At 42.4% G+C, this 26392-nt stretch carries 25 protein-coding genes; 21 read left to right on the top strand and 4 right to left on the bottom strand.

What is annotated here, in order from left to right; translation table 11 throughout:
- The first annotated feature begins 16 nt into the window (after positions 1–16).
- The 5 genes from DCMF_RS08315 (at position 17) to DCMF_RS08295 (ending at position 3962) form a co-directional block, all read left to right on the top strand.
- Positions 17–649, top strand: a complete 633-nt coding sequence (locus tag DCMF_RS08315; protein ID WP_148133998.1) for a cobalamin B12-binding domain-containing protein — start codon at positions 17–19, stop codon at positions 647–649.
- A gap of 518 nt (positions 650–1167) precedes the next feature.
- On the top strand, positions 1168–2364 hold the full coding sequence (gene pgsB, locus DCMF_RS08310) for a poly-gamma-glutamate synthase PgsB (protein ID WP_148137797.1): 1197 nt from the start codon (positions 1168–1170) through the stop codon (positions 2362–2364).
- Positions 2365–2407: 43 nt separating this feature from the next.
- The gene (pgsC, locus tag DCMF_RS08305; protein WP_148133997.1) at positions 2408–2860 is read left to right on the top strand and encodes a poly-gamma-glutamate biosynthesis protein PgsC; all 453 of its coding nucleotides are present in this window, start codon (positions 2408–2410) and stop codon (positions 2858–2860) included.
- Between the two features lie 15 nt (positions 2861–2875).
- Positions 2876–3097 carry a hypothetical protein gene (locus DCMF_RS08300; RefSeq protein WP_148133996.1) on the top strand — a complete coding sequence of 74 codons (222 nt, stop codon included), beginning with the start codon at positions 2876–2878 and terminating at the stop codon, positions 3095–3097.
- Between the two features lie 28 nt (positions 3098–3125).
- Positions 3126–3962, top strand: coding sequence for a poly-gamma-glutamate hydrolase family protein (locus DCMF_RS08295; RefSeq protein ID WP_148133995.1), 837 nt, complete (start codon positions 3126–3128; stop codon positions 3960–3962).
- A 76-nt stretch (positions 3963–4038) separates the two neighbouring features.
- On the opposite strand, the gene DCMF_RS08290 is transcribed toward DCMF_RS08295, so the two are convergent.
- A complete protein-coding gene (locus DCMF_RS08290; RefSeq protein ID WP_148133994.1) occupies positions 4039–4758 on the bottom strand; it encodes a poly-gamma-glutamate hydrolase family protein in 720 nt (239 codons plus the stop codon).
- 245 nt (positions 4759–5003) lie between these two features.
- Here DCMF_RS08290 and DCMF_RS08285 point away from each other — a divergent pair, with 245 nt between their 5' ends.
- The 9 genes from DCMF_RS08285 to DCMF_RS08245 all read left to right on the top strand — a co-directional run bounded on the left by DCMF_RS08285 (position 5004) and on the right by DCMF_RS08245 (position 13773).
- Complete coding sequence (locus DCMF_RS08285; protein ID WP_148133993.1) at positions 5004–5717, top strand: GGDEF domain-containing protein; 714 nt, start codon at positions 5004–5006, stop codon at positions 5715–5717.
- Between the two features lie 141 nt (positions 5718–5858).
- Positions 5859–6557, top strand: coding sequence for a response regulator transcription factor (locus DCMF_RS08280; RefSeq protein ID WP_148133992.1), 699 nt, complete (start codon positions 5859–5861; stop codon positions 6555–6557).
- Between the two features lie 5 nt (positions 6558–6562).
- On the top strand, positions 6563–8137 hold the full coding sequence (locus DCMF_RS08275) for a sensor histidine kinase (RefSeq protein WP_335582395.1): 1575 nt from the start codon (positions 6563–6565) through the stop codon (positions 8135–8137).
- Between the two features lie 369 nt (positions 8138–8506).
- On the top strand, positions 8507–10123 hold the full coding sequence (locus DCMF_RS08270) for a spore germination protein (RefSeq protein ID WP_148133991.1): 1617 nt from the start codon (positions 8507–8509) through the stop codon (positions 10121–10123).
- A gap of 20 nt (positions 10124–10143) precedes the next feature.
- Positions 10144–11244 (top strand): GerAB/ArcD/ProY family transporter, encoded by a 1101-nt coding sequence (locus DCMF_RS08265; RefSeq protein ID WP_148133990.1) that lies wholly within the window; start codon positions 10144–10146, stop codon positions 11242–11244.
- The gene (locus DCMF_RS08260) at positions 11241–12455 is read left to right on the top strand and encodes a Ger(x)C family spore germination protein (protein WP_148133989.1); all 1215 of its coding nucleotides are present in this window, start codon (positions 11241–11243) and stop codon (positions 12453–12455) included. The genes DCMF_RS08265 and DCMF_RS08260 overlap by 4 nt, the downstream gene beginning before the upstream one ends.
- A 29-nt stretch (positions 12456–12484) precedes the next feature.
- Positions 12485–12712: a hypothetical protein gene (locus DCMF_RS08255; protein ID WP_148133988.1), complete on the top strand. Its 228-nt coding sequence runs from the start codon at positions 12485–12487 to the stop codon at positions 12710–12712.
- A 94-nt stretch (positions 12713–12806) separates the two neighbouring features.
- Positions 12807–13259 carry a ferritin-like domain-containing protein gene (locus tag DCMF_RS08250; RefSeq protein WP_148133987.1) on the top strand — a complete coding sequence of 151 codons (453 nt, stop codon included), beginning with the start codon at positions 12807–12809 and terminating at the stop codon, positions 13257–13259.
- 190 nt (positions 13260–13449) lie between these two features.
- The gene (locus tag DCMF_RS08245; protein ID WP_214659193.1) at positions 13450–13773 is read left to right on the top strand and encodes a DUF4405 domain-containing protein; all 324 of its coding nucleotides are present in this window, start codon (positions 13450–13452) and stop codon (positions 13771–13773) included.
- Positions 13774–14008: 235 nt separating this feature from the next.
- On the opposite strand, the gene DCMF_RS08240 is transcribed toward DCMF_RS08245, so the two are convergent.
- The gene (locus DCMF_RS08240; RefSeq protein WP_148133985.1) at positions 14009–15544 is read right to left on the bottom strand and encodes an ABC transporter substrate-binding protein; all 1536 of its coding nucleotides are present in this window, start codon (positions 15542–15544) and stop codon (positions 14009–14011) included.
- 672 nt (positions 15545–16216) lie between these two features.
- Here DCMF_RS08240 and DCMF_RS08235 point away from each other — a divergent pair.
- Positions 16217–17017, top strand: coding sequence for a flavodoxin family protein (locus DCMF_RS08235; protein WP_148133984.1), 801 nt, complete (start codon positions 16217–16219; stop codon positions 17015–17017).
- On the opposite strand, the gene DCMF_RS08230 is transcribed toward DCMF_RS08235, so the two are convergent.
- Positions 16991–17548: a hypothetical protein gene (locus tag DCMF_RS08230; RefSeq protein WP_148133983.1), complete on the bottom strand. Its 558-nt coding sequence runs from the start codon at positions 17546–17548 to the stop codon at positions 16991–16993. The two genes, DCMF_RS08235 and DCMF_RS08230, sit on opposite strands and share 27 nt — an antisense overlap.
- Before the next feature lie 189 nt (positions 17549–17737).
- Here DCMF_RS08230 and DCMF_RS08225 point away from each other — a divergent pair, with 189 nt between their 5' ends.
- The 3 genes from DCMF_RS08225 to DCMF_RS08215 are packed head-to-tail and all read left to right on the top strand — an operon-like array spanning position 17738 to position 20278.
- On the top strand, positions 17738–18601 hold the full coding sequence (locus DCMF_RS08225; protein WP_148133982.1) for an SAM-dependent methyltransferase: 864 nt from the start codon (positions 17738–17740) through the stop codon (positions 18599–18601).
- Positions 18602–18641: 40 nt separating this feature from the next.
- On the top strand, positions 18642–19493 hold the full coding sequence (locus DCMF_RS08220; RefSeq protein ID WP_214659192.1) for a class I SAM-dependent methyltransferase: 852 nt from the start codon (positions 18642–18644) through the stop codon (positions 19491–19493).
- Between the two features lie 11 nt (positions 19494–19504).
- Positions 19505–20278: an alpha/beta fold hydrolase gene (locus tag DCMF_RS08215; RefSeq protein ID WP_236860219.1), complete on the top strand. Its 774-nt coding sequence runs from the start codon at positions 19505–19507 to the stop codon at positions 20276–20278.
- Between the two features lie 404 nt (positions 20279–20682).
- On the opposite strand, the gene DCMF_RS08210 is transcribed toward DCMF_RS08215, so the two are convergent.
- Positions 20683–21786, bottom strand: a complete 1104-nt coding sequence (locus tag DCMF_RS08210) for a LacI family DNA-binding transcriptional regulator (protein WP_148133980.1) — start codon at positions 21784–21786, stop codon at positions 20683–20685.
- A 393-nt stretch (positions 21787–22179) separates the two neighbouring features.
- On the opposite strand from DCMF_RS08210, the gene DCMF_RS08205 reads away from it, so the two are divergent.
- The 3 genes from DCMF_RS08205 (at position 22180) to DCMF_RS08195 (ending at position 25821) form a co-directional block, all read left to right on the top strand.
- Complete coding sequence (locus tag DCMF_RS08205; protein ID WP_148133979.1) at positions 22180–22824, top strand: cobalamin B12-binding domain-containing protein; 645 nt, start codon at positions 22180–22182, stop codon at positions 22822–22824.
- Positions 22825–22878: 54 nt separating this feature from the next.
- The gene (locus DCMF_RS08200; RefSeq protein WP_148133978.1) at positions 22879–24252 is read left to right on the top strand and encodes a monomethylamine:corrinoid methyltransferase; all 1374 of its coding nucleotides are present in this window, start codon (positions 22879–22881) and stop codon (positions 24250–24252) included.
- A 201-nt stretch (positions 24253–24453) separates the two neighbouring features.
- Positions 24454–25821, top strand: coding sequence for a nucleobase:cation symporter-2 family protein (locus DCMF_RS08195; protein ID WP_148133977.1), 1368 nt, complete (start codon positions 24454–24456; stop codon positions 25819–25821).
- Positions 25822–26392 lie beyond the last annotated feature (571 nt).

Below are 26392 nucleotides of genomic sequence, written 5' to 3'. Positions count from 1 at the left end.
AAAGGAGCGATGGAGAATGGATGAAATCACTAAATTACTTGTAGAATTAAAAGAAAAAGAACTTGTTCAATATGTTCAGGACAGCCTAGACAATCATGGTGATCCCATGGAAATTATTAACTCTTGCCAAACGGGTATGGAGATAATTGGAGAGAAGTTTCGGGACCAAGTATATTTTTTACCGGAATTGTTAATTGCGGCGGATTTATTTAAAAAAGTAATGCTGGTAGTTACTCCTAAGCTGGAAGGGCGTAAATCTCAAAAAATAGGTAAAATTGTTTTGGGGACGGTAAAAGGGGACTTGCATGATATCGGCAAGAACATTTTTAAAACAATTGCTGAGGCCAATGGTTTTGAAGTAATTGACTTAGGCGTAGATGTTCCTGCCGAGAGATTCTTGGAAACTTTGAAAAATGAGGGTGCCCAGATCTTGGCGATGAGCGGTTTGTTGACCACTATTTTCGGTTCTATGAAGTCAACGGTGGAGAATGTGGTGGAAGAAGGTCTCAGAGCAAAGGTAAAGGTAATTATCGGTGGGGCGCCCATTGACGAAAATGTCATGAAGCTGGTAGGAGCAGATGCATTTAGCAGAAACGCTTCCGAAGGCGTTGATCTTTGTAAAAAACTGTTGGCCCAGCTTAAGGACTAAGTAAAGGAAGGAAAATCTTGGCGAAAATTTATTGCTTAGTTGTTGTTGTAAAGAATGTTCATCGGCAAGCCCATAAGTAGATACCGTTCTCCAAGGTCGGGAAAAATTAGAAAAATGATCTGGATAATAGGTTCACTGGTGCACAAAAGCATCAGTGGATCTTTTTTTGCCTTTCATGGCTGGCTGATTGTTCGCAAATTTTCATATTTCTGTAAAACATGTTTAATTTTTGGTAAACATTGGTTCATATTCCTTCAGTACAATTAACAAAAAAAGGAGGCGCTTTACTTTGACAGGGTCTGGACGGATCTAGTTAAATTCTTGCTTATTCGACAAATCAGGGAAGGCCGGGTTTCTGGGAGATAAAATCGCAAATTCCTTATTATCGATACTATGTTGATACAGCAGTGGACAACTTTCTTTATAATTGTAACATTTGGCAGACTGACTGAAAGGTCAGGGTGCAAAGCGCAAGAATGAATCTAATCGATATTGTTTAAAGAAAGGATAGGGTGAATTTGCAATTTGTTATCGTACTGATTATCTTTGTTTTTATTTTAGGCGTTTATGAACAAATAAAACATAATAAAAACTTAAACCTGATCGAGCTTAGAATTAATGTAAACGGTACCAGGGGGAAATCCACTGCCACCAGACTGATTACCGCTATTTTAAAGGAAGCCGGCGTGAAGGTTGTCGGGAAAACGACAGGAACCAGCGCGAGAATTATTTATTGGAATCAGGAAGAAGAAGAACCAATCAAACGCGGCCCCCTAGGTCCCAATATTATTGAGCAAAAAACTGTGATTAAAAAAGTGGCCAAGCTTGGGGCATCTGCATTTGTCACGGAGTGCATGGCTGTAAATCCTGATTACCAGATTACGTTTCAGGAGAAGCTTGTGAAAGCAAATATCGGTGTAATTGTGAATGTCCGTGAAGATCATATGGATTTGTGCGGCCCGACCTTGGACTTTATTGCCGAGTCCTTTACAGCCACGATTCCCAGGAACGGAACCCTGGTTGTGGCGGATAGCGGTTATAATGATTATTTTACGCAAGAGGCAAAGAAAAGAAACAGCCAGATCCTGATTGCCAATGAAAAAGAAATTCCAGCCGGTTATTTGGAAAAATTCAAATATATCGTCTTTCCGGAGAATATTGCGATTGCGCTGGCTGCGGCCAAAGCATTAAACATTGACAAAGATACGGCGTTGCGGGGAATGTTAAATGCCAATCCTGACCCGGGTGCCTTAATGATTTATCCCTTAGACGAGAAAAGTCCCACATATTTTGTCAATGGCTTTGCCGCCAATGATCCCAATTCCACCCGCATGATTTGGGAGCATATCACAGCGATCGGATATCCCACAGAAAACCCCATGGTCATTGTAAATTGCCGACCTGATCGCGTGGACCGGACATTACAGTTTGCCGAAGAGGTCTTGCCCAATATGCATATTGATATTCTTGTGGCCATGGGTGAGACCGTGAAACCAATCACGGAAGGAGTCAATACGAAAAAAATATTCCCCCAGAAATACATCAATGCGGAAGGTATGTCTCCCCATGAGGTTTATCAAGTCATTAAAAATTATTTCATGAACAGAATCATTTTTGGCGTGGGAAACATTCATGGCGGGGGGGAAGAATTAGTGGAACTGATCATTCACGAAAAATTTCAGCTAGAAACGGAGCAGATACCCCAATTGCTTTAGAAACTTCATTTGAAACAAAAAATTCCGGAAGGGGGTTAGACAGGTGATCCTTACGAATGTAGACATCGTGATCATTTTGGGCGTGATTTTCAGCTTGTTGTTTACTGAAATTACAGGAGTATTGCCTGCCGGTCTGGTGGTACCCGGATATTTAACTTTACTGATCAAACTGCCCCAGGCGATATTCCTGACACTATTTATCAGCATTTTGACGTATATCATCGTTTATTTCGGCGTGAGTAAAGTTACCATTCTTTACGGCAAAAGAAAATTTGCAGCCATGATCATAGTAGCGGTCGTGTTGCAGTTTCTGATCCATACCATCTTGCCAGTTGATTATGGCAATATCTCCGGTTTGGCTGCAGTTGGTATTGTTGTACCTGGATTATTAGCGAACACAATTCAGCGTCAGGGTTTAGCAACCACATTTTTAAGCACTGGATTGTTGATTGCAGTAACGTACGGGTGCTCGATACTATTAAATGTCAAAATATAAGAAAGGAGGTGCAAGATGAATACTCTATACGGGCTGATACGAAACAAACAATGTGTAAACACATCGAAAGTCGTCAGAACAAAGAGTCATCATGAAGCCTTTGCGGTTTTTAATGCTTTAACATTGAAAGAAAAATGCCTGTATATGATTAAGGTCAGCAAGAGAAATACGAGCTATCAAACACTTGCCTTAATGGGAGTAACTCTGGTGATTATTGCTGTGGATTATTTGTTTTAGAGGATGATTTAAGAAAGGAGCAAAATAAATGAAAAAAGAAATGATCAAAGTGCTGGCTTTTGTGGTATTGCTTACATTTGGTATTGGCATCAGCACATATGCTCTGACAACAGGCTATACGAGTTTTGCTGAACTAGCTGCAGCTGAAGACCCTTCAGACTATCAAATTACAACTAATGATAAGGGAAAAGATACAACAATTTTAGCTATCCACGGAGGCGGTATTGAAAGAGGCACTTCAGAATTAGCTGAGGCATTGAACGGGTACGGTAAATATAACACCTATTTATTTGAAGGACTTAAACCGACTGATAATGGGAGCCTTTTTATGCGAGCTATCAATTTTGACGAGCCAAAAGCTGTCGATTTGGTTCAAGATTCAGATTACACTGTTTCTATTATTGGAGCGGCCGGCGATGGCGAAGTTACCTATATTGGCGGTCAGAATAAGATACTGGCAGAATTGATCAAATTACATCTTATTAGCAAAGGATATAACGTACAAACTTTAAGCATTCCCGATCGCATTGCCGGGATTATGGACAGCAATATAGTGAATAAAAATGAATTGTTTAATGGCAGTATTCAGCTTGGCGGCGTTCAGATCGCTGTTTCCAAAGGTTTGAGAGATACGCTCGTAAGCTATCCCTTAGTTTTAAAGGATTATTCAGGCGCCATCAATAATGCGCTAAGCAAAGACTGGCCAAGAATAGTTACCGTCTTGAAAAAATTTGACAAACCGAATCAAGGGTTTTTCAGTAGGCTTAACCCATTAAAGCCTAGCTTTGAAAAGAAAGTAGACCAAATATTAAAGAAAGGCGCAAAAACTCCCGAGGAATTAGTTGAAGATACAGAAGAAGAGTAACCCCCTAAGCTGTTTTTTGTATAAAAGGCAGACAAGCTACCATGAGTAGCTTGTCTGCCTTTTATTTTGAGAACTTCTATTGGATACTATTGACTGCCTCGCTTATTGCGAAAAGATAGCTTTTCAATCGTTCATTATCATCGGATAAGAGCTTTTCTCTTAAGCCCGCCGAGATTTCGATCTGGATTCCCCGGCCGTTCATATTTTTATTGGCGATGTTGTTTGGCAACCTACCGGCCAGATTATCCGGAGCATCTAACACAGTAAAAGCATAATTCGTGAGAGATTCTTTTATTTTATCGGCCAATTCGGTGTCCAAGCCTCCGATATAGGTGAATTCTTCTGAGCCGGCACAACCATGAATGGATAATGTGGTTGCAGCTTTGGAAACCATTTCCAACGCAGTAGGTTCATCGAATTTGTCCGAAGCTACATGCAATGTTAAATTATCTTTGGATTTTAAACCTATGTAGGAATAATAATTGTAATTATTTTGGGAAGATAAGGCATAAGCTAATTCGGTAGTACCTTTTTCTATATTCCCTCCATGAATTGCGATCACGATCACAGGAGAATCTGTCACATTCGTTTCCACTTTATAGTCCACATCTTTTAGTTGATTTAAACTTAATTCCTTGAAATTGTGATAAGTGTCATAAAAAGCTCCTGCCATGGACTCGTTAAACATCAATATGATCAGGCCGCAAAAAGCAATAAATCGTTTAACACTTAGACCTTTCCTTATGATCATCATGATCAGTATCATCATTATGATCACAATTACTACAGTAATCATCACTATCACCTACTTTTTTTATGATACGCAAAAATATCCATTATCATTATAAAAAGATAGTTCCCTTTTGTCAAATACCTGCTTACCAAGCAGGGCAATGAAGAGGGTTTTTGTAACATTCTTTAACAATTTCGTAAAATAATTTCAAGATTTTGTAAAAGTGGGGCAACATTTTGACAGTATAATTACCTTGCTAAGACTAAAAAGCTCTTTGAAATTTTAGTAAAACATGGAGGTTGCTGTAAATGAAAGAGTTTTTTTACAAGCTTGCTCCCATCATTCTAGCAGTAAGTGGGTTCATTTTCTGTATTTGCGGTTTTTTTGTAGAAAGATACGCACCAAGTAATATTCATTTGCTATTATGGTGGGGTATTCTATTTGCTCAAGCATCAACAGGCGTAATAGTAGGAAAGTTAATGAAAAAGCTGTATCAGCATACAAACAGCGATCCGTTGACAGGATTGCGAAACAGGCGATACTTTGATCAAAAGCTTGCTGATGAAATAGAGCGCTATAAAAGGACAAAGCGCCCTTTATCCCTGGCCATCTTAGACTTAGACAATTTTAAAAAAATTAATGACACCTATGGACACTTAGAAGGTGATCGGGTTTTGATCGAATTATCAAACATTTTAAAAACCCATACCAGGGCAATGGACACGGTGGCACGTTGGGGAGGGGAAGAATTCGCCATCATTCTACCCGAGACCAATATTGAAGGAGCAAAAATCTGTGCCGAAAGAATTAGAAATCTGGTGGAAAACTGCACTTCGTGTTATAAAATTACTGTGTGCATAGGTATTGCCTCCTGTGCTGGTGATAACATGGACGTGGATAGGCTGATCGCCTTGACTGACCAAGCATTGTATAAAGCAAAAGAGAAAAAGAATCAAGTGGTAAGTATAGAAGGCTCACTCTTTATTGAAGGAACCGGATTATTGCCCTTTACCCCGTGCTAATTTCTGGCCGGGGTTTATGTGTCTTTTGGAGGGAAAGCCGGTATAAGCGCATGGAATAGAGTGTTGGATGGGCAGGGGAACTTTTTGACTTTCTTGGGCGTCTATCTATGGGGGGAGGAAGATCGCTTAGGGAGGGAAATAATGCCGTATTTGGGAAAAGTTTTAGTAGTCGATGACGATCAAAACGTATTGGAATTAGTCAAGTTGTACGGCGAAAGAGAAGGTTTTGAAGTGATCGGGGTAAACCATGGGGATCTGGTTTTGCCCGCATTCGACCGGGAGAATCCTGATGTGGTAATCATGGACATCATGCTTCCGGGGAAGGATGGACTTACTCTGTGTCGCAATTTAAGGACGGTACGCATGATCCCCATCATCATGCTTACAGCCAAGGGAGAGGAAGCGGACCGGGTTCTGGGACTGGAAATGGGAGCCGATGACTATGTTTCCAAACCTTTCAGCCCCCGAGAACTGGTAGCCAGAATCAAAGCGGTGCTGCGCCGTACCCAAACGGTTGATCCGGTGACGTGCTGGAAATTGAAATACCCGGGGTTAGAGATTCAAGCCGATACCAGGAGGGTTTTAGTTGACGGTGCGGAGACAGAAGTTACTCCCAGAGAATTCGATTTACTTTATCACCTGGCCCAGAACCCTCGACGGGTTTTTACCAGAGAGGAGCTATTGGCGGCTGTTTGGGGGTATGATTACTTCGGCGACCAGCGTACGGTGGATGTCCACATTCGCAGGCTGAGGACCAAGCTGACAAGCTTGCCTCAAGAATACTTGACAACTGTTTGGGGTGTGGGATACCAGTTTACACCTCCTGTCAAAGGGGGATAGACCACGTGCTGAATACCTATTTACGGCAGATCCGGAAAAGATTGCGGTTGATCATCCAAGCCCTGCGTGGATTCTGTCTCATCATCAAGCGCTTGCTTCAGGAGCAATTCAATAAAAATATTTACACCAGGATATTGTTTACCAATGTGACAGCCTTTGTTTTTGGTCTGATTGTTCTGATGATGTTTTCCAGCTTTGTCGTGAAAGAGGTAACCTATGATCAAGCCCAACAGGAGTTATTACGCAAGGCCAAGCGGGTAAACTTTGCTTTGCTCCATCAGACAGACCAGGAATGGGGGACTGTGCCTGCCAGTCAGACAAGCGATCAGGCCCAAGGTAAACAAGACTTATTGAAATTTTTGGCGGATATTTTTGACGCCAGAATTATGGTTTTTGACAGAGCAGGAAACATTATGGGAACTTCCGTGGAGCAGGAGATTGTGCCCGGTAGTAAGGTAGAGGAAAAATTCGTGGAAATACTCAACAAAGGCGAAATTGCCATTACCGGGTCCGTAGATCAGGAGACAGGCCAGCCTACCCTGATTGCCGTTGTCCCCATGGGTAACAATAAGGACGTCATCAAAGACGGCATCCTGCTGGAAACGACCACATCCAATCTGGATCTTGCTTTAAACAAAATGCGTTTGTACCTGGTTATTGGGGGAATGGTGATACTGGTGATGATTATTGTCATTTCCGTTTATCTGGCCATGTATATTTCCCGGCCGATTTCTCGTTTGGCTACCACCGTGGCCGAAATCAGCAGCGGGAAGTACGTCGTGAACATAGAAGATCAGCCCCTGGATGAAATCAAAGCCTTGACCGGTCAACTCAATAAATTAACGATGACAGTGCAGCAAATACAAGAAGAAAACCGGATGGCGCAAGATGAAAGAGCCCAGCTATTTTCCGAGATATCTCATGAGTTACGCACTCCTTTAACCGCTGTTCAGGGCTTTGTTGAGGCTATTCGTGACGGGATGGTGCAAGACGGGGCTTTACTGGGAAAGTATTTAGATACGATACATACCCAGACCATTCATATCACCAGGCTGGTAGACGACATCTTGGCTTTAAGCCGTCTGGAAAGCGGTAATATCACCGTGGAAAAACTCCCGTTAGATTTGATCGTTCTGGCCCAGGGGGTGGTCATATCCATGGAGGGTTTGGCCAATAGCAAGAATACCTCGATCCTGTTGGAGAAAAAAACAGAGGATGCTACTGTGATCGGGGACGTGGACCGGATGGAACAGATTATCAGGAATTTGCTCAAGAATGCGATCAGGGCCACGGAGAACGGCACCATCAGGGTTGACATGGAATCCCGGCAAGGAGAAGTGGTACTGACCATTGCGGACAATGGTATTGGCATACCGCCCGACGAACTGCCCCACATTTGGGACAGGTTTTACCGGGTGAAGAACCAGCGCAGCAATTATGTGCAGGAACAGGGGAGCGGCCTCGGACTGGTGATTGTGAAAAAGCTGGTTCAGTTGCAAGGAGGTAAAATAGATGTGGCAAGCCAGTTAGGAAAGGGAACGATTTTTAGCATCAGTTTTGCATCTTTTACCCAGAAATAAGTAGTTGTTGCAGTATCAAAACCATCAGCCTGGGACGCAGGACGAAAGTGCCGACCTGCAACCAAAGTCTGAAGTACTCTTTCCACCCGAACCCGTCAGATCACCTCGTAAGAATGGAAAGGGAAGAAGGGGCGGGCCACGTTTACCCTCGGATTGTTTCCGGGGGTTTTTCTTTTTTTTAAGTGCACCAAGCTCCAAAACGACCAGGTGAGCCTATGACAAGTGCCATGCCTATTTTTGTTAGATAAACTATTTGCGTACATTTTGCGCAAAAATAGGATGTTGAAAAAAATAGCAAAGTCCCTGATAAATATTGCTATGAATGGAAATAATCTGTATGAATAAATTTATGGACAGTAGGGGTTAAGCGTGTTTAACAAGTTTTTCCGCCAGATCAAACTACGCCTGCACAGGGCTAAAGAGCATCTAAGCGGAAAGAGCAGCCTGTTGCCCGCGGATGGGCAGCCCTTTTCTTCCCGCCTGGCGGCTAACAGGCAGCAGATCAGGCAAGTGTTCAGCGATTGCTCCGACATTGTCATCCGGGAGTTCAGCATAGGGCTTGATCAGCAGGTCAAGGCCTTTGTGGTGTTTGTGGACGGCTTAGTTGACATGTCCCTGCTCCAGCAAAATCTCCTGAAGCCATTGATGGTCGACTCACGCTTCAGTCCGCCCGGACAGAGGATTGACCTGGATGACATGATAAGAGTAATCGAGAATTCCACCCTGACCATTGCTCATTTAAAAGAAGTTTACTCAATGGAACAGGTGGTGCAAGGTGTTTTGTCGGGGGAGGCTGCCGTGTTTGTAGACGGCTATCCTGTTGCTGTGCTGGCCGGTGCCCGGGGGTGGAAGTCCCGGGGGGTGGAGGAGCCGGATACCGAGGCGGTGGTGCGGGGTCCCCGGGAGGGTTTCGTGGAAACCCTAAGTACCAACACGGCCCTTTTACGCCGTAAGATCAAGAATCCTAATCTGAAGATGGAAAGATTGAGCATCGGCCGACAGACCCACACCGATGTGGCCGTTACTTATCTCAAAGGTGTAGCCAACAACAAGATTGTAGAAGAGGTAAAGAGGCGGCTAAAGAGTATCGATACCGATGCTATTTTGGAGTCAGGTTATATCGAGGCCTTCATTGAGGATGCTCCCTTTTCCCCCTTTGCCACTGTGGGTAATAGTGAAAAGCCGGATCCCGTGGCAGCCAAGCTTTTGGAAGGGCGGGTGGCGATACTGGTAGACGGCACTCCTTTTGTCCTGACGGTTCCCTACCTGTTTATCGAATCATTTCAGGTCAGCGAGGACTATTATTCCCGTCCTTATTACGCTACGTTGGTCAGGTGGATCAGGTTCCTGGCTTTCTTTCTCACTGTGTCCACACCAGCGATTTACGTGGCCTTATCCACCTTTAACCAGGAAGTGATTCCCACCCCTCTTCTGTTGACGATGGCTGCCGCCCGGGAAGGGACTCCCTTTCCGGCGATTCTGGAGGCATTGGGGATGGGGGCCATCTATGAAATCCTTCGGGAAGCCGGGGTACGGTTGCCCCGCCCGGTGGGCCAGGCGGTAAGCATTGTCGGGGCCCTTGTCATCGGGGAGTCAGCGGTGGGGGCAGGCATCATCGGCGCTCCTATGGTTATCGTCATCGCCCTAACTGCCATTGCCGGATTCGTAGTTCCCTCCCAAAGCGACTCTGCCGCCACCATCAGACTCATGCTGGTGATTCTGGCGGCATTCCTGGGGCAGTTCGGCTTTTTGCTGGGGATCGGGGGACTTCTGGTACACCTGTGTGCACTCCGGTCTTTCGGGATTCCCTACCTGTTTCCTCTGGCCCCGCTTTCCATCAGTGACCAGAAGGACGTACTGGTGCGCGTCCCCTTGTGGGCCATGTTCCGGCGGCCCCGGTTGATCGGACGGAAAAATCCGGTCAGACAAAAATTTGACCTGATGCCTGAAAAACCGGGTGCCGAAAAGGAACAGAGTCACGAGTGAAACAGGAGGAGGGCAAGGAAGTGCTGGAAGAGGGAAAAATCACAGGCAGGCAGGTTTTACTACTTTTGATCATGAACCGGTTGGTCATTGCTTTTACCTACGTACCGGCAATAAACTCACCGCCCCAAAATCAGGATGTCTGGATTGCCATAGCGCTGTCCTTACCTTTAACGATATTATTTTCAATTCCTGCCTTACTGCTGGCTCTGCGGTTTCCTAGACTGAGTCCAATTCAGTATAGCCGGACACTGCTGGGAAAGAGCGGCATATTCGTAGGGCTACTGTACATTTGGTTCTTTCTTCATACTGGCGCTATTGCCCTCCGGCAGTTCGGGGAATTTATGGCTACGGTGCCCATGCCGGAAACCCCGCTCCTGGTCTTTATTCTAGGCATTGCTGTGATCGCCGTCTCAGCAGCAAGAAACGGCCTGGAGGTGATGGGACGAATGGCGGACATGATCACTCCTCTTGCTATTGGAACAATCCTATTGGTAGTTATGCTAGTGGCTAAAGAGGCAGATCTAAAGGTCCTCACCCCGGTACTGGAAAAGGGGATCGCGCCCGTGTTGTATGGCGCTTTTACCATCTCTACCCTGCCTGTCGATAATATGATGATCATCTCCATGGTTCTCCCCTACCTGAATAAGCCCCGGGGAGTTAGCAGGGTAGTCATCGGCGCTTTTGTCATTAACACGGTGCTTTTTGTGATCATTACCGTTTCCATTATCACAGTTTTTGGGGTTGCACAGGCCCAAACACGGACCTTTCCCACTTTAGGGTTGATGAGATTAGTGAACTTAGGCGGTATCATTGAGAGGATCGAGATGCTTCATATGGGCATTTGGGTGTTGGGGAATATGATTAAGGTATCTATCTTTTGCTATCTGGCAGTGTTAGGTCTGGGACATTTGTTCCGTTTACAAACCTATCGCCCGATTGTTCTGCCGGTAGGCGCCCTGATGACCGCCCTGTCCATTTGGCTGTTTGACAGTCTGGTGGACCTCAGTGAATTCACATCTTATAAGGTCGCACCCTACTACGCCCTCTTTTTTAACACCGTCATCCCCTTGATTCTGCTGGTCATAGCCTTCGTTACTGGAAAGAGAGGAGAACGCCGATGATCAGCAAAAGACCCAGCCTATTTTTATTAACTTTTGTCTTCCTTTTTTTTACCATGGTTTTGGCAGGCTGCTGGGACTGGCGGGAACTGAACACCTTGGGGATCGTGGCAGCTTCCGGATTTGACCGGACGTCGGAGGGAAAAATCAGTGTTACGGTGCAGATTGTCAAACCGGCAGAGATCGCCACTTCGGGGAAAGGCAAAGGGGGCGGCACCGGTAAGCCGGTACTGGTACTGACCTCCACCGGGGATACAGTTTTTGATGCTGTGCGGAATGCAACCATGCAGGTGGACCGGAAATTGTTTTGGCCCCATGACAAGGTCTTCGTTATTGGCGAAGAGATGGCCCGGGAGGGGCTGGCTCCCCTGCTGGATTGGATTGACCGGGACGCCGAACCCCGGCGCTTACCCAAACTGTTGATTGCCCGGGGTCAGGCTAAGGATATCATGGAGGTGGAAAGCGAACTGGAACGGCTCCCCGCCTTCTTTCTGGAGAATCTGGTTAAAACCAGCGGCAGCACGTCTATGGCGGTGGAGGTGAGGATCCATGACTTTCTGAAGATGATGACGGCTGAGGGCAGAGATCCCTATGCTTCCTGTATCGAGTTGGTGGATGGAAAGAAAATGGGTCAAACGGGAAATGCCGGAGAGAGCGGAAGCAAAATGCAAGCCATATTGACCGGGGCAGCGGTATTCCGCAAGGACCGGCTTGTGGGCTGGCTGGACAGGTATGAAACCAGGGGGCTGCTGTGGGTGCTGGGCAAGGTGGAAAGCGGCATTATTGTAGTCCCCTCCCCCTTGGCGGAAAAGGAAAAAGTCAGCCTGGAAATCATCCGGGCCAACAGCAAGATCAAAGTGAAAATCAAAGAAAACGGAGTGCCGGCTATCACAGTGGAAATTCAGGAAGAGGGCAACCTGGGCGAGCAAATGTCTCTTGTTGACCTGACTAAGCCGGCAGCCTGGCATTCTTTGGAGAAATTCCAGGCCGCAGCGATCGAAAATGAGGTTAAAAAAACTCTCCGCATTGCCCAGATCGAACTCGGGGTGGACATATTCGGGTTCGGAGAAGCGGTGCATCGAACATATCCCAAGGTATGGCAAGAGCTTAAAGACCGGTGGCGACAGGTGTACCCTTTGGTGGAGGTGGAGGTCAAGGTTACTGCGAAACTGCGCCGCACCGGCCTCAGCACCGAACCCAACATACCCAAATAGTGCCGCGGATTAGAAGGAGAAGTCGGAAAATGTTGTTGTTATTAGTCTTACCATTTTTGGCCATGGCAGCGTGGGAAGTGCCCGGACTGCTCAGAAAAAAGCTTTGGCCTGAGCTGGCAGTTTTTTTCATGGTATGGCTTCTGGGTTTTGTCCTCAGCCTCCTCCTGGCGGTAGGGGTGGAGTTACCCACCCCTACAGACGGTATTGAATACCTGATTAAACAGGCCGCAAATGTCTTGCCTGGAGGAGTTAAGTAGGGTTGGGCAGGGAGTTCTTTTCCATGAAAATATAATGGACAGATTTGGGACATATTAAAGAAAAAATAATGCAAAAGTGAAGCAGGTGGATCGAATGGATTTAATTCTAAGATTGAAAGAATTTTATGTACTTGAAATGTTTCAGCTCACCTTGTATGAATCACAAAAAGCTGACCTTCAAAATGAATATATTGAGCATGCTTACGAACGGATTATGGAACTGGAAAGGCACCACCTTGATTTTTATAAAAGCAAACTGGAAGAATTAGGCGAAGAAGTGCCGAAATTAACAGGTGGATTAACCACTTTGGCCGGCCGTTTTTTAGGTGGCGTAGTCTTAGATTTGACTACGGCAGAAAACCACTATAAATTAGGGATGGCCGTGGAAAATAAAGCCATTGAAATGTACCGGGCTTTGATCATGGAAGCATGGGAGTATCCGGATTTATGCAAAAGACTTTGGCACAACATGATTGATGAAGAGTTTCACTTGCTCTGGTTTAAAGATAACCTGAAACATGCTACATCATTAGTACAGTCAACTTAGGGTGAACGGCATGATACTCTTAACAGGGAATTTCCTCAGCCTTTCAAGGAAAACAAATAATTATTGGTTCAGTCATGAAATAGACAAAATACAGCAACGAATTTGTAACAGATCAACTATAAAATAAAGATCAAAGATGGGAAGTGAAAGGAAAATAACCCCAAATACACAGCAGAAGAGGTGGATTAAAATGATTGGTAAGGCGGGTAAGGTACGCCCGGTAATTTCTTCATTATTAATAGGAATATTTTTAATTTGCGTTGTTACAGGTATCATAATGGACTCCGGACCCCATCAACAACCGAATGGAGGCCCCCCAATATCTAATCATTCTTTAAGCGACGCTGTAGGAACTGATGCTGCCAAAGATCCTCAAGGATTTGGAGAACAAGGGGGGCAAACATTTAACATGAAAGAAATCCATAAAATTTGTGGATATATCCTAGTCTTCATGATTATGATTCATTTTGCCCTGAATTTTAAAATGTATGTGACCGAGATAAAAAAACAATAAGAGATCTCTTGAGAGTAATGAGTCAGGGGACGGTTCTCTGACTCACTTCCTGACTTTCAGCAGCCAAAATTGTTGCTACAATTTGGCAAGATTTGCAAAGTTCTGGACAAAACGAAAAGACCTACTACTTTATTAGGCGCAGGTCTTTTTTCACTAAACCTCAAGGACTCAGTTACCTTTCCAAAAATTGCATTCAAGCTGAATAACTATTTCTAGAACTTAGTTAACTAACGGTTTATGGATGAATCCTTTCTTTTAGCACCTGTTCTCCATTTACCATCTCAATAACAAATACATCTTTGACGGGGTTGTGGTCCTGATCCATGGTTAAGGAACCCATTAACCCTTTAAATTCCTTTGTAGAAGCCAAGGCATCCTTAATATCCTCCCCATTAACATTCCCTGCCCGATTAATGGCATCTGCCAGAAGGTACATTGCATCATATCCTAGTGCGGCAAAACCGTCTGGATTTTCACCGTATCTATTTCTATATAATGATGAGAAAGCCTGGACCACAGGATCCTTATCACTGCATAAAAAATGATTGGTAAAAAAAGTATTATTTAAGGCTTCTGCACCTGCGATCGTTACAAGTTCTGAAGAATCCCAGCCGTCTCCTCCGACAAATGGAATATCAATACCTAGTGTCCTTGCTTGCCTAATAATTTGTCCGGCATCGTTGTAATAGCCAGGTAAATAAATCACTTCTGCTTCTGAATCTTTAATTTTATTTAATTGTACTTGAAAATCGCTGTTTCCCCCCACGTAATATTCTTTAGATACTATTTTTCCTCCAAGAGATTGCATGGACTTTTCGAAGGTACTTATAATCCCTTTGCTATAATCACTTGAAGAATCCCCCAGAATTGCGACTTTCTTTAATCCAAGAGATTTGAAAATGAACTTTGCTCCGGCAGCTCCTTGATAAGGGTCAGTAAAGCAGTTGCGAAAAACATAATCCTGAACCGATCCGCTTGAATTAACTGTTACCGATGGTACGCTACCGGTAGTTGTTATTAATGGAACCCGGTATTTCATAGCTATTGCTCCTGCCGCGATCGCAATAGCAGATGTTGCAGGTCCCAAAGACGCAACTATTTCTTGGTTTTTTATGAGATTTTCTTGAACAGAAACTGCCTCCTTTGAGTTGGATTTGTTGTCTGCTTTAACTAGTTGGATTTTTAAACCGTTAAGAACTCCTCCGTTCTTGTTGATCTGTTCAGCTGCCAGTTCAATACCTTTTACCGTGTTTTCCCCATATATCTGAACATTACCTGATAATTCGTAATTGAGACCAATCTTTACGTCATTTGCTTCCAGGGGTTTAGAAGGCACTAATGAATGATTGTCTGTAATCAGAATTAAGTTATTTGTTTTGTCCCACGTGACATCAGTTCCTAATGATTCACCGACAAATCTTAGAGGAACCATTGCTTTTCCAGATATAAGTTTAGCTGGAGCGTCGATGAGTACTTCGTTTGAGTTAATAAATGCTTTCCCATTTATTATCAACTTTACTGTGGTTCCATCTTTTTGTGAAAAAGCACTTACTGTTTGGGATATAGGATCAAAATTTACTGTACAATCTAATGCTTCAAATATTGTTCGAACCGGAACAAAAGTATAGCCGTCAATAACAGCTGGCTGCACATCGAAAGTAAGGGTTTGACCATTTAAAACTACTTTTGGTGCTTTAGCAGCAAATGTTGGGATAACAAAAACAAAAATTAAAATGAAAGTAGCAACTGCAATCGAGAGTTTATTTTTCATAATATTAGATACGCCTCCCTAAAAAAATTAATAATATCCACATAATATTCTGTTTGTACTTCTGAATGGTCTTAGAGGACGGCACGATCCATTATGCTCTAATTATTTTTTATCAAAGGCATCCAGCTTTTTAAACTTAATTCCTGAATACCGTAATAATATACCGCTATCTCCCTCCTGTTTATCATTTAAATAAATTCGGTAATTTTATGGAAAATCCTTTTTGATTTGCATTCTGGTGAGTCAGGGGACGGTTCTTTGACTCATTCCAATCTGAAAGACTCCGAGAGAGTATTAAAATAATACCGCATTTTATCTTGCCGGGGCCGTCTTTTTGATTAATGCGGCAACATTACCGGTACGGCAAGTCTTGGCCATCTTTCCACCGGATTTAATTATTTAGCTGACGATCATGGCTATCGTTGTGTTGTTAAAAGGTCCCATCGAAATCGGACTGCTCTGCTTTTACAAAAGGCCGCAAACCCAGATGAATCTGGTGTGTTGGCCGCGGGAAAAGTGTGGCACCTTTTAACAGAATACTGCTTGCTAATATTTGTAGTTCTGAGTATACTATAAGATTAGGGTATCAAATAGTAATACACGGATACCTATTTAAAAGTAGATAAAAGGAAAGTGGCATCGTACCCATTTCATTTAAGGGGCATAATTATTATGAAAGTTCTATCCATTGTAAGCAGCTATCGAAGAAATGGTAATACTGATCGCATCGTGAAGCTTGTTGAAGAGCAGGTTTTATTTATCGCCAATCTGCAAAATATCCCGTTAGAATTAGAGAAAGTATCATTGGGGTCTTTTGACATTCAGACTTGTCACGGTTGCCGAATATGCTTTGATAAGGGTGAAACAAAGTGTCCGTTAAAAGACGAACTGCTCCCAATCAGAGATAAAATACTTCAAGCTGACGGGATCATAACTGCAAGTCCAGTTTATGTGGAAGATGTGAATGGGATCATGAAGAATTGGATTGACCGAATGGCATTTAACTGCCACCGACCGGCTTTTGTAGGAAAACCGGCGGTCGTCATTACCACATCTGGAATGGGTTCTTCTAATCACGCACTTAATACGATAAGTACTGCACTGAGTACTTGGGGATGTCATATTGTATCGCGAAGTAAGTTTCGGACAGGTGCCTTGATGAAAATTGATGAAATTAATGCCCGTTATCATCATAGAATCAAAAAAATTGCTGCTAAGTTGTTTCATGCCATTATGGACAAGGAAGTCTTAAAGCCTTCATTCTATTCGCTTGTTGTATTTAGAGTACAACAAAAATACTGGCAGAAAGCTGTGGGGCAGCATGATTTGTTTGATTTTGTATACTGGGGAAATAAAGGATGGTTAGAACCCCATTGTGAATTTTATATACCACATAAAGCAAGCCGTATCAAGGTGAACCTTGCCCGTTTAATCGGAGATTTTATATCAAGGTTTTTGTATAAGGTTTTGTGAGTCAGAGTGAGTTAGAGAACCGTCCCCTGACTCAGTCCCCTGATTTTGTTTGTCTGGAAATAAACTGGGATCAGCTATTTTTGCTATCGAATAGACAGTTGTAACTCCATATAAGAAATTATGCCAAAGAGCAGCATATTTTGTTTTTGTAAGTCGTGTGACTGCGTCATATAAGCCCACTTTCATCCCAATGTTGTATAAAATCCCCCAAGTGGCGATCCCCACAGAGGCTCCCTTAAGCAACAAATGATCTTTTCCTGTTTTTTTGAGCAGGTAAAACGCCGGAAAACCAAACCCGGCCCCTGTAGCGTAATGCCAGAATTGCCCCAAAATAAAATTTTTGGTTTGATTTGTTCTATGTTTATTCACAAGCATAGAACCGGCTACATGACCATATAAGTTTTCAGTTTTCCCTTTTTTCCATAATAAATAATTTGACAAATCCATGGGAATTGTCCCAATGAGTCCACCTAAAACGCTGATAACCACAGTGTCTTGCATTTTCCCAATAGATTTCAATAATTTATACAAACTTATACACCTCCTATATTTATTTTCTGAATTTACTCTTCTTATTATTAGAGAAATATTTTCCTTTCCTTATTTGAAAAGGATCAAAAATGTCATAAAAATAATCAGGGAAGGAATTGCAATCGCTTAAAAGACTTAAAATATAATGGACAGGTTGGTTCAAACTTAAAATTGAGAGGGATGAATGTGATGGCTAAAGAAGCGGCTAAAACAGGAGCGGGTCCAACAGCTCTGATAGCTATTGAACAGTACTTTCCCAAAAAAGAACGTATCGTGGAAGATGACTTGGCCTATCAGATACTGCCATCCGGGAGAGCCTTTGTACGGCTGATGCAGCCTAATTTGCTCAGAAGCTGGATGGTTCGAGCAACTGAGAAAGACTTACCGGGCATCTGGGGTGGTATGATGTGTCGAAAACGGTACATCGATGAGAAACTAATAGAATCACTTGATCAGATGGATGCGGTAGTGAATCTGGGCGCAGGGTTTGATACTCGGGCATATCGGTTTCCCGCTCTTTCCAACATACCTGTTTGGGAGCTTGATCAACCTGAAAACATCAAACCAAAGCAGGCCCGGATTCTTAAGATGTTTGGAACCATTCCCTCACACGTCAGACTGGTTGCCATAGATTTTGACCGTGAAGATTTGGGTGCTGTTCTGAAATCGCATGGATACTCGACGGATAAACGGACATTTTTCATATGGGAAGCTGTTACTCAGTATCTAACCGAAAAAGGTATTCGAACAACTTTTGATTTTCTGGCTAAAGCTGCTCCGGGCAGTCGTCTTGCTTTCACTTATGTTCTCAAGGACTTTCTTGATGGCCGGGCTATGTATGGCTGGGAAAAAGGTTACAAAAGGTGGGTGGCCAATAAGATTTGGATTTTCGGAATGGAGCCTGAAGCGTGGCCGGATTTTCTTAAAGAGTATGGTTGGCAGGTAATCGAAGACGTTGGTTATGCGGAAATGGCCGAGAAATATGTTAAACCTACTGGTCGGGTACTTGCCTCAACACCAATCGAACGGATGGTCTTTGCTGAGAAGGTATAAGATATTTAGTTTTCTTGGATGGAGTCAGAAAGGGAAAGTAATGGAAAGGTTGATGGTGATGGAAAAAATAACTCTCACAGCAGAAAATGAGACATTATTTATTCCTTTATATAGTAAAGCTGAAATGAGCAGAGAAGGCAAAATATTGTCGGACAAAAAAGCAGAAGAGATCGTAAAGAACATCGACTATGATTTTTCTAAGAATAAAATATCTAGATACGTAAATATTTACATGGGCCTACGTGCAGCTATTATTGATGATTATGTTAATCAGTTTTTACAGTCAAATCCAAGGTCAATCGTGTTGCACTTAGGGTGTGGGCTCGACAGTAGAATCGAAAGAGTAGTAGAAAAACCTATACTGTGGTATGACCTTGATATGCCTGATGTGATAAAGGTGCGAAAAAAGTTTTATGCCGAAAGCGAAAATTACCGGATGATTTCTGCATCAGTGACAGATTTGCACTGGCTGAATACGATCACAAGAAGTGATTTGCCCACATTAATCATTGCCGAAGGTCTCACTATGTATTTAACTGAGGAAGAAATGAAGGAGCTTTTTTTGGCATTTCAGAAAAAATTTGACCGGGCTGTTTTCATATTTGATGCCTATTCGTTATTATCTGTAAAAATATCCCAATACAAAAATCCAGTCAATAAAATGGGAGCAACCATTCGTTGGGGGCTTGATTCACCGCAGGAAATAAAAAAATATGCAGATGGAATTACTCATTTAGAAACGAAGTATTTTACTAATGATAAAAGAATTGAACGACTAGGGGGCTTTACTAAGTCTATGTTTAAATTGATTTATTCAAACAATTTCATGAAAAACCTTTATCGAATATACATTTTCCAAATTAACAAACCTAATACAATAGATAAGGAATAATGGAGAAGAAAATGAAAGTGCTGAATACAATTTTACTTATTCTGGCTATAAGCATTGTAGCTGCCGCAAGTGCTCTTGGCATTTATGCTTATCAAAATATACATTATGATGAAAAACCATTAGAGAAAACATATGCGGCCGGGTATGAAGAAAAACAGGTAGCTCTTGATGATGGAACCGTACTGAATTATGCGGAAGGACCAAAGAATGGGCCGGCCCTTTTGTTAATACATGGGCAGTCTATGGAATGGGAAGATTATTCAAGAGTTCTTCCCGGGTTGTCTCAGTACTATCACGTATATGCCATCGATTGTCATGGTCATGGAGAATCCAGCCATGATCCTTCAAAGTATACGGGTGTTGCCATAGGGCAGGATTTTGTCTGGTTTATAGAAAATGTCATTCGTGAATCGTGTGTGGTATCAGGTCATTCTTCCGGGGGTATTTTAGCAGCATGGATTGCAGCCAACGCACCAGACGATGTTTTAGGGATTGTTTTAGAAGACCCGCCATTTTTTAGTGTGGAGCCGCAAGAAATGCAGAATACGTTTGCCTGGCGTGAGAATTTTGAGATAATACATAACTTTAGAAATCAAACAGCTACGAATGATTATGTAGTGTACTATATGGAGAATAGTTATTTATGGGGATTGTTTGGCAATTTGAGAAAACTTACTGCAGAAAGCACAAAGAAATATCGGGCAGAACATCCGGGGGAGCCACTGAAATTATGGTACGTTCCCTATAACTGGATTCATGGTACTCCTTTATCTGGATCACTTTGATACAGCCTTTGCGGATACTTTTTATACAGGGTCGTGGTTTAAAGGATTTAATCAGGAAGAAACTTTGTCCCAAATAGACTGTCCTTCTCTATATATTAAGGCAGCCACACAATATGGCAAGGATGGAGTGCTTTATGCAGCTAACAGTGATGAAGATGCTGAAAAGGTCCATAGATTAATAAATGAAAATGAGATAATAACGATAAAATCCGGACATGATATTCATTTCGAGCATCCGGATAAATTTATTAAAATCATGGTAGATTTTTTGTCGAAAATCAAGGAATCACGGGGAAGGTTCGAAACCACTTAAAAAAGCTGACGCACTGTGTTTATCATCTCCCAAATGCTCATCCATTTCTGCTTCCAGCATCTATCCAATTGTTCCGCTGAACAGTCATATTTCAATCTAGAATTTTCCCCAAATTATCCTTTAAGCGTTCCTCTCCGGTGAAAAAGTGGAGTATCTTAGCAGTATCGCGAGCAACCCCGGTGGAATGCCGTTGAATCAACTTCATCGGTAATAAGATTTTTTCTGCCGGTAATATAGGGTTCTCGATTCGCTTGACTATTTTTTGGGCGATTATTTCGCCTATTCTATATCCAGGAAAATCAAGGGTTGTTAGTTTTGGATATTGATAGGCGCTGTTTGGTGTATTCTCAAAGCCAGTAATAGAAATATCATCGGGACATGAGTAGCCCATGTTTTGGATCGCATTGATGGCACCAATCGCCAATTCATCCGTGATACAGATAACCGCAGAAGTTTGAGGACGCCAGTTAAGTAATTGTTGGATGCCCTCATAGCCGCATTGCATCGTCCAGCCAGATGAAATAACACTCGACGCATCCCATTTAATGCCCTTTTTGTCTAGGGCCTTTTTATACGCCATAGTTTTGGCGGCTGTGTTTGAACTACTTATGTCACCACATAAAAACCCGATATTGCGGTGCCCTAATTCATATAAATGATCAATCAGCAATTCTATCCCCTGTTCTGTATCGACGTTAACAACATCCACGTTAGATTCGTTAACCGTTCTTTCTACTGCCCCAACAGGTATTTTAACGGAAATGTCCTCTAAAGAAATGTCTTTAACGCAGCTGGTAATGAAAATTACTCCTTGAACGAGGTTTTTTTGCAAAAAAGAAAAACCGCGCATTTCCGTAGATATGTTTTCATTAGAGTTCCAAATCAAGGAATCAATATTGTGTTTTTCCAGTTCTTCTAATGCTCCCCTTGCGATTTCGGTTAGAGAATTACTGAAAATGTTTGGCATAAAGATGATCACAAGTTTTGAATCTGCACGATAGTCTCTTAGTTGTAATGAATTACATGAAAAATTCAAGTCCTTAATTGCAGCATGAACTTTCTGGCATGTTTCGTTTTTTACAAGGGAAGGATTATTCAGTACTCTGCTGACGGTTGAAATTGATACGCCAGCCTTAATGGCGATATCTTTTATTGTAATGTTTTTTTTAATATCGATGATTTTTCCCCCCCGCAACTTACCTGATATTTTTCTTAATTATAGACATAGTATACCATATTTTTGGGGGAGGGGAGCCATGTGCTTTTTCAGAATTAAAGTTTTTTGACGTACGAAAAGAGAAAAAGCATGGGTAATGAAAAATTATCATCATAATAGTTTCAGCCCATGATCATAGATGATGAAAAAACATTCCGCGGGCAAAACGCATGATGAAAATATTTTCATAGGATATATTTCATAGTCCCAATAACGAGTAAGGATAAATGCAACAATAGTGATTCTGATCCAAATAAAAAACAATAAATAATTTTCATATATAAAAGGATTGTGAAAATATATATTGAATAATAAAGCAAAATGAATGCAAGAAATCATTGGTTATTTAAGAAATGAAAGGGGAAAGGAAGGATGGAAAAATTTTTACAAAATATGACGGCAGCCTTTAATGATTTTAATGAAGAGACGCTGAAAGAAACAATTAATAAGGCCCTGGAAGAGGGGGTAGATGCTTTAGCCATTTTAAACGTATTGTTAGATTTATTGAAAAACATTGGTGAAAGATTTTCTCAAGGAGAGGCGTTTCTTCCAGAATTGGTTATGTCGGGAGATTTAATGGAAAAGAGTGTCGAGATACTTAAACCTGCACTTGTCAACAAACAGGATTTTGTTCTGACGGGGGAAAAAATTATTCTGGGATCGGTTAAAGGGGACGTTCATACGATCGGAAAAGATATGGTCAAAATGATGTGGATTGCCTCTGGCTATGAGGTCATTGATTTAGGAATTAACGTTCCGGCAGAAACTTTCTTTACACGAGCTCAGGAAATCAATCCCAGTATTGTAGCACTCTCTTCGACGATGACGACAACTATTCCGAGTATGAAGGATACCATCGATTTTTTTAAGAGTAGAGGCCTTGATAAGAAATACAAAATCATTGTTGGCGGAGGTTCTGTTAATACCGAAATAGCAAATAATGTGGGCGCATACGCATATGGGGGAAGGGATGCGTATGAAGCTGTAAAAACTGTCAAAGCAATTTTGGCTGAGTAAAAGATAACAACTTAGCTTTATCTAAAGTTTAAGGAGGATGGGAGGAAGTATAAAATGGCAACTGCAAAATTCTGGGAGGTTATTAGCCGAGGTGAGAGCGGCATCCCCATTACCGAAAAAGAGTTTGATTTAAAAGTATTCCGCACAGTAAAAAGATTATGTCAGAAATACAACATAAAATTTGATGCCGAAAACCTTGTCCCAACGGACGAAGAATTGATTGACAATAGTTTTTTGGCCGCTGTTGAACTTTTACTTGAGGTGGGAGTTTTAAATACAGATTCCGGGAAGGTCATTGAAATTGGCAGGGACGAGCTATTTGATACATTGAGACGTGCTCCCTCGGCAGTGCTTCTGGGCAGCGGTAAGGATCAGGTGAAATTAGGACATCGTACGATCGAAGATAGGGTTCTTCCCATCATTATCGGCGGATGCGGAAACCCGGTTTCTGACGATATCCGCTATAAAATCTACTTAGCTTATGCCATGGATCCCATGATTGACTCTATTGAGCCGCTTCCCCCCTATAAATTTAGGGGTATGATGGTGAAGGCGGGAACGCCCTTTGAAATACAGGCCTGTTTAGATAACATTTCTTTGTATCGAAAAGCTTGCCTTGATGCAGGGAGACCGGGAATGCCTATTAAGGGGAAAGATGGTGTCAGTGCAATTGCAGATGTTGCTACCGATCGAGAGGATATTGGATATCGTAAAAGTGATCATTTTAATGTCTACTTCCAGCCCACACTTAAAACAAACTACGAAAGCCTGAATCGTGTTGCACATTATAACCAGTACGGCGCCTATGTGAGTATGACAGGGAATGGGTATGTGGGAGGGTCGGCAGGACCGATTGAAGGGGCGGTTATCAGCAGTATTGCAGAGCAACTCGCAAGCACCATGATTTATAATACTGTAATTGGCGGGAGCTGTGTGATGGAAACTTTGTATCCCAACCAAACCAGCCGGCAGGCACTTTGGGGAACGAATCTGGCTTCTGCTGCCATGAATAAACACACCCATATCCCGGGTGCCTGGGCTTCCTATATAACAACCGCCGGGCCATGCACAGATATGTGTTTGTACGAAATAGCGGCTGCTACAATCGGGACAACGGTTATGGGCAATAACTGTTTTGGAGTTGCGCCGAACCAAGGTGTTACCCCCAATTATTGCACCCCCATGGAGTCCCGTTTTATGGGAGAGGTTGCCTATGCAGCAACGAAGATCGAGCGGGCAAAAGCAAATGACATTGTTAAGACGCTGGTTAATAAATATGAAGAACGGTTTCTGGCAAAGAATCCCCCTAAAGGAAAAACATTTCACGAGCTTTATGACCTGGACACGTTATTGCCAAAACAGGAGTACTTGGATCTTCATCAACAGATTTGGGCAGAACTGGAGACGATGGGATTAAAACGATTTTAATTGAAAAGGACAATATTTTACTGAGGACAAGTTATTTTATCAAGGGTGAAAAATTTTATTTCTTCGGAAAGAGAGACATCCCCGGGGAGATTCATATTGAAAGGAGGTACCGCTGTTCCTGTTCTGGCAAATTTATTTATGGCCTAATATGCTATTGTATTTGCCGGCTCTGGTTAATTTTATGATTTAGGAGGGAGAAAAATGGATAGTAAAAATGGGAGCATTCATAAAGACGATGTGGAAAAAATATTGCCTTATCATCAAATGAGCCTTTTAGGTCTTCAGCATGTCTTGGCGATGTATTCGTCGGCTGTGGCAATTCCTTTAATAATTGGAGGCGGGATAGGCCTGACGCAAGAGCAAATAGCATTGCTGATTGCCGCTGATTTGTTTACCTGCGGAATAGCAACCATATTACAGTGTTTTGGTGTAAGCAGTTTATTGGGATTAAAGCTTCCCGTACTTTTAGGGTGTTCATTTACCGTGATCGCCCCATTAATCAGTATCGGTAACGCTTATGGATTGGGCGCTATTTACGGGTCGATTATTGTAGCAGGAATCTTTATCTTTTTATTTGCACCGGTCTTTGGAAAAATGTTAAGGCTGTTTCCTCCGGTTGTCACTGGTTCAATTGTTGCAGTTATAGGATTCTCCTTAATACCTATTGCCATCAATTATGCAGCGGGCGGATATGAGGCAAAAGACTGGGGTACCTCCATCCATTATCTGATGGCCGGTTTTGTCATCATGGTAATCTTGATCGCCAATAGATACTTTAAAGGCTTTTTTCAAGCAATATCCGTATTAATCGGTCTTGTATCCGGGACAGTCATCGCCGCTGCACTTGGAATGATAAATTTTTCTTCAGTTAGCAACGCAAGCTGGGTCAGTATGATCAAACCATTTGCGCTAGACACACCAAAATTCTTTCTCTATCCCTGTATCATGATGATCATCGTTTGCTTGGTAAATATGGTTGAATCGACAGGTGTCTTTTTTGCAATAGGGGAAATATGTGACAGGGATATTAAAGAAAGTGATATTGTCAAAGGGTTAAGAGCTGAAGGTGTCTCCACATTATTAGGCGGAATACTTAATTCCTATCCCTATACAACCTATTCGGAAAATGTAGGATTGGTCTCGCTTACTGGAGTAAAAAGCCGTTTTGTAGTTGGAGTTGCAGGTATTTTTCTTTTATTGCTTGGTGTTTTACCCAAATTTGCCGCACTTGCATTAACGATTCCTACCGATGTTTTAGGTGGCGCCATGATCGTGATGTTTGCAATGGTTGGTGCTGCCGGGATCAGAATGCTTCAAAAAGCGGACCTGCATCAGAATAATGGTAATTTGCTGACCGTAACACTTACAATTGGAGTAGGGATGGGAGTTGGCATTGTACCTGGTCTTTTTGATAAATCACCTGAATTGATTAAAGTTTTATTTGGCAGTAACGGTATTGTATGTGCAACAGTGGTTGGTGTTCTGGTAAACCTGTTGTTTAATTATAAAGATATATTCAACTTGAAGAATAAATTAGTGGAAGAGGATGTTGGTCAGATTGCTGAGTAGAGGTCAGAGGACACACTTCTTACATAGATACCGGAACTAATATTCTGACGATGGTTGACGGAAAAATCGTTATGAAAGATCGTCAGCTATTGACTATTGATACATCATTGCTGAAAACAAGTTTGACGCGTAGCCTTAAGAGAGTTTTGCGACGAGTTGGCATTTAAGTTGAAGTGGAATCATTCGGTTAACGGCTGGCGCTATTAACTCCCGTCATGAGCTTTCACCATTTGGCCCCCACTTATGCTGGAGGCATCCCATAAACCATGTGCATTTTGCACATGGTTTTGACGTTAGTTCTCCTACAAATAGTATTTTGTACATAGGTAGAAGCTGTAATTAAACCGAAATCTTTCCATGAAATTATTTCATTGTATCGTCATTTTACCCAGAAGTAAAATGGTAAACGGTCAATAGGGCTATTCCTGAGAATTGTAGATCTCCCTGAAACTGTCGTCAGTGGATGGAATCATCCAAGACCAAAACAAGTAGACCTAATTACTGAAACCCTGAAAACTTGAAAACATTTCTCTGGTATGGTATCCTCATTTTGATTTAATTAGTAGGAAGA

Source organism: Candidatus Formimonas warabiya (assembly GCF_002777255.1).
Taxonomy (GTDB): domain Bacteria; phylum Bacillota; class Dehalobacteriia; order Dehalobacteriales; family Dehalobacteriaceae; genus Formimonas; species Formimonas warabiya.
The sequence above is the reverse complement of the archived record's forward strand: the minus strand, read 5'-3'. Positions and strand labels throughout refer to the sequence as shown.

What these genes read in the sequence shown, in the direction of transcription:
- DCMF_RS08290 (WP_148133994.1), bottom strand. Translation starts at nt 4,758, where the DNA reads ATGATTACTGTAGTAATTGTGATCATAATGATGATACTGATCATGATG.
- DCMF_RS08315 (WP_148133998.1), top strand. Translation starts at nt 17, where the DNA reads ATGGATGAAATCACTAAATTACTTGTAGAATTAAAAGAAAAAGAACTT.
- DCMF_RS08250 (WP_148133987.1), top strand. Translation starts at nt 12,807, where the DNA reads ATGGATTTAATTCTAAGATTGAAAGAATTTTATGTACTTGAAATGTTT.
- DCMF_RS08235 (WP_148133984.1), top strand. Translation starts at nt 16,217, where the DNA reads ATGAAAGTTCTATCCATTGTAAGCAGCTATCGAAGAAATGGTAATACT.
- DCMF_RS08300 (WP_148133996.1), top strand. Translation starts at nt 2,876, where the DNA reads ATGAATACTCTATACGGGCTGATACGAAACAAACAATGTGTAAACACA.
- DCMF_RS08195 (WP_148133977.1), top strand. Translation starts at nt 24,454, where the DNA reads ATGGATAGTAAAAATGGGAGCATTCATAAAGACGATGTGGAAAAAATA.
- DCMF_RS08205 (WP_148133979.1), top strand. Translation starts at nt 22,180, where the DNA reads ATGGAAAAATTTTTACAAAATATGACGGCAGCCTTTAATGATTTTAAT.
- DCMF_RS08220 (WP_214659192.1), top strand. Translation starts at nt 18,642, where the DNA reads ATGGAAAGGTTGATGGTGATGGAAAAAATAACTCTCACAGCAGAAAAT.
- DCMF_RS08285 (WP_148133993.1), top strand. Translation starts at nt 5,004, where the DNA reads ATGAAAGAGTTTTTTTACAAGCTTGCTCCCATCATTCTAGCAGTAAGT.
- DCMF_RS08295 (WP_148133995.1), top strand. Translation starts at nt 3,126, where the DNA reads ATGAAAAAAGAAATGATCAAAGTGCTGGCTTTTGTGGTATTGCTTACA.
- DCMF_RS08225 (WP_148133982.1), top strand. Translation starts at nt 17,738, where the DNA reads ATGGCTAAAGAAGCGGCTAAAACAGGAGCGGGTCCAACAGCTCTGATA.
- DCMF_RS08240 (WP_148133985.1), bottom strand. Translation starts at nt 15,544, where the DNA reads ATGAAAAATAAACTCTCGATTGCAGTTGCTACTTTCATTTTAATTTTT.
- DCMF_RS08260 (WP_148133989.1), top strand. Translation starts at nt 11,241, where the DNA reads ATGATCAGCAAAAGACCCAGCCTATTTTTATTAACTTTTGTCTTCCTT.
- DCMF_RS08280 (WP_148133992.1), top strand. Translation starts at nt 5,859, where the DNA reads ATGCCGTATTTGGGAAAAGTTTTAGTAGTCGATGACGATCAAAACGTA.
- DCMF_RS08200 (WP_148133978.1), top strand. Translation starts at nt 22,879, where the DNA reads ATGGCAACTGCAAAATTCTGGGAGGTTATTAGCCGAGGTGAGAGCGGC.
- DCMF_RS08215 (WP_236860219.1), top strand. Translation starts at nt 19,505, where the DNA reads ATGAAAGTGCTGAATACAATTTTACTTATTCTGGCTATAAGCATTGTA.
- DCMF_RS08245 (WP_214659193.1), top strand. Translation starts at nt 13,450, where the DNA reads ATGATTGGTAAGGCGGGTAAGGTACGCCCGGTAATTTCTTCATTATTA.
- DCMF_RS08255 (WP_148133988.1), top strand. Translation starts at nt 12,485, where the DNA reads ATGTTGTTGTTATTAGTCTTACCATTTTTGGCCATGGCAGCGTGGGAA.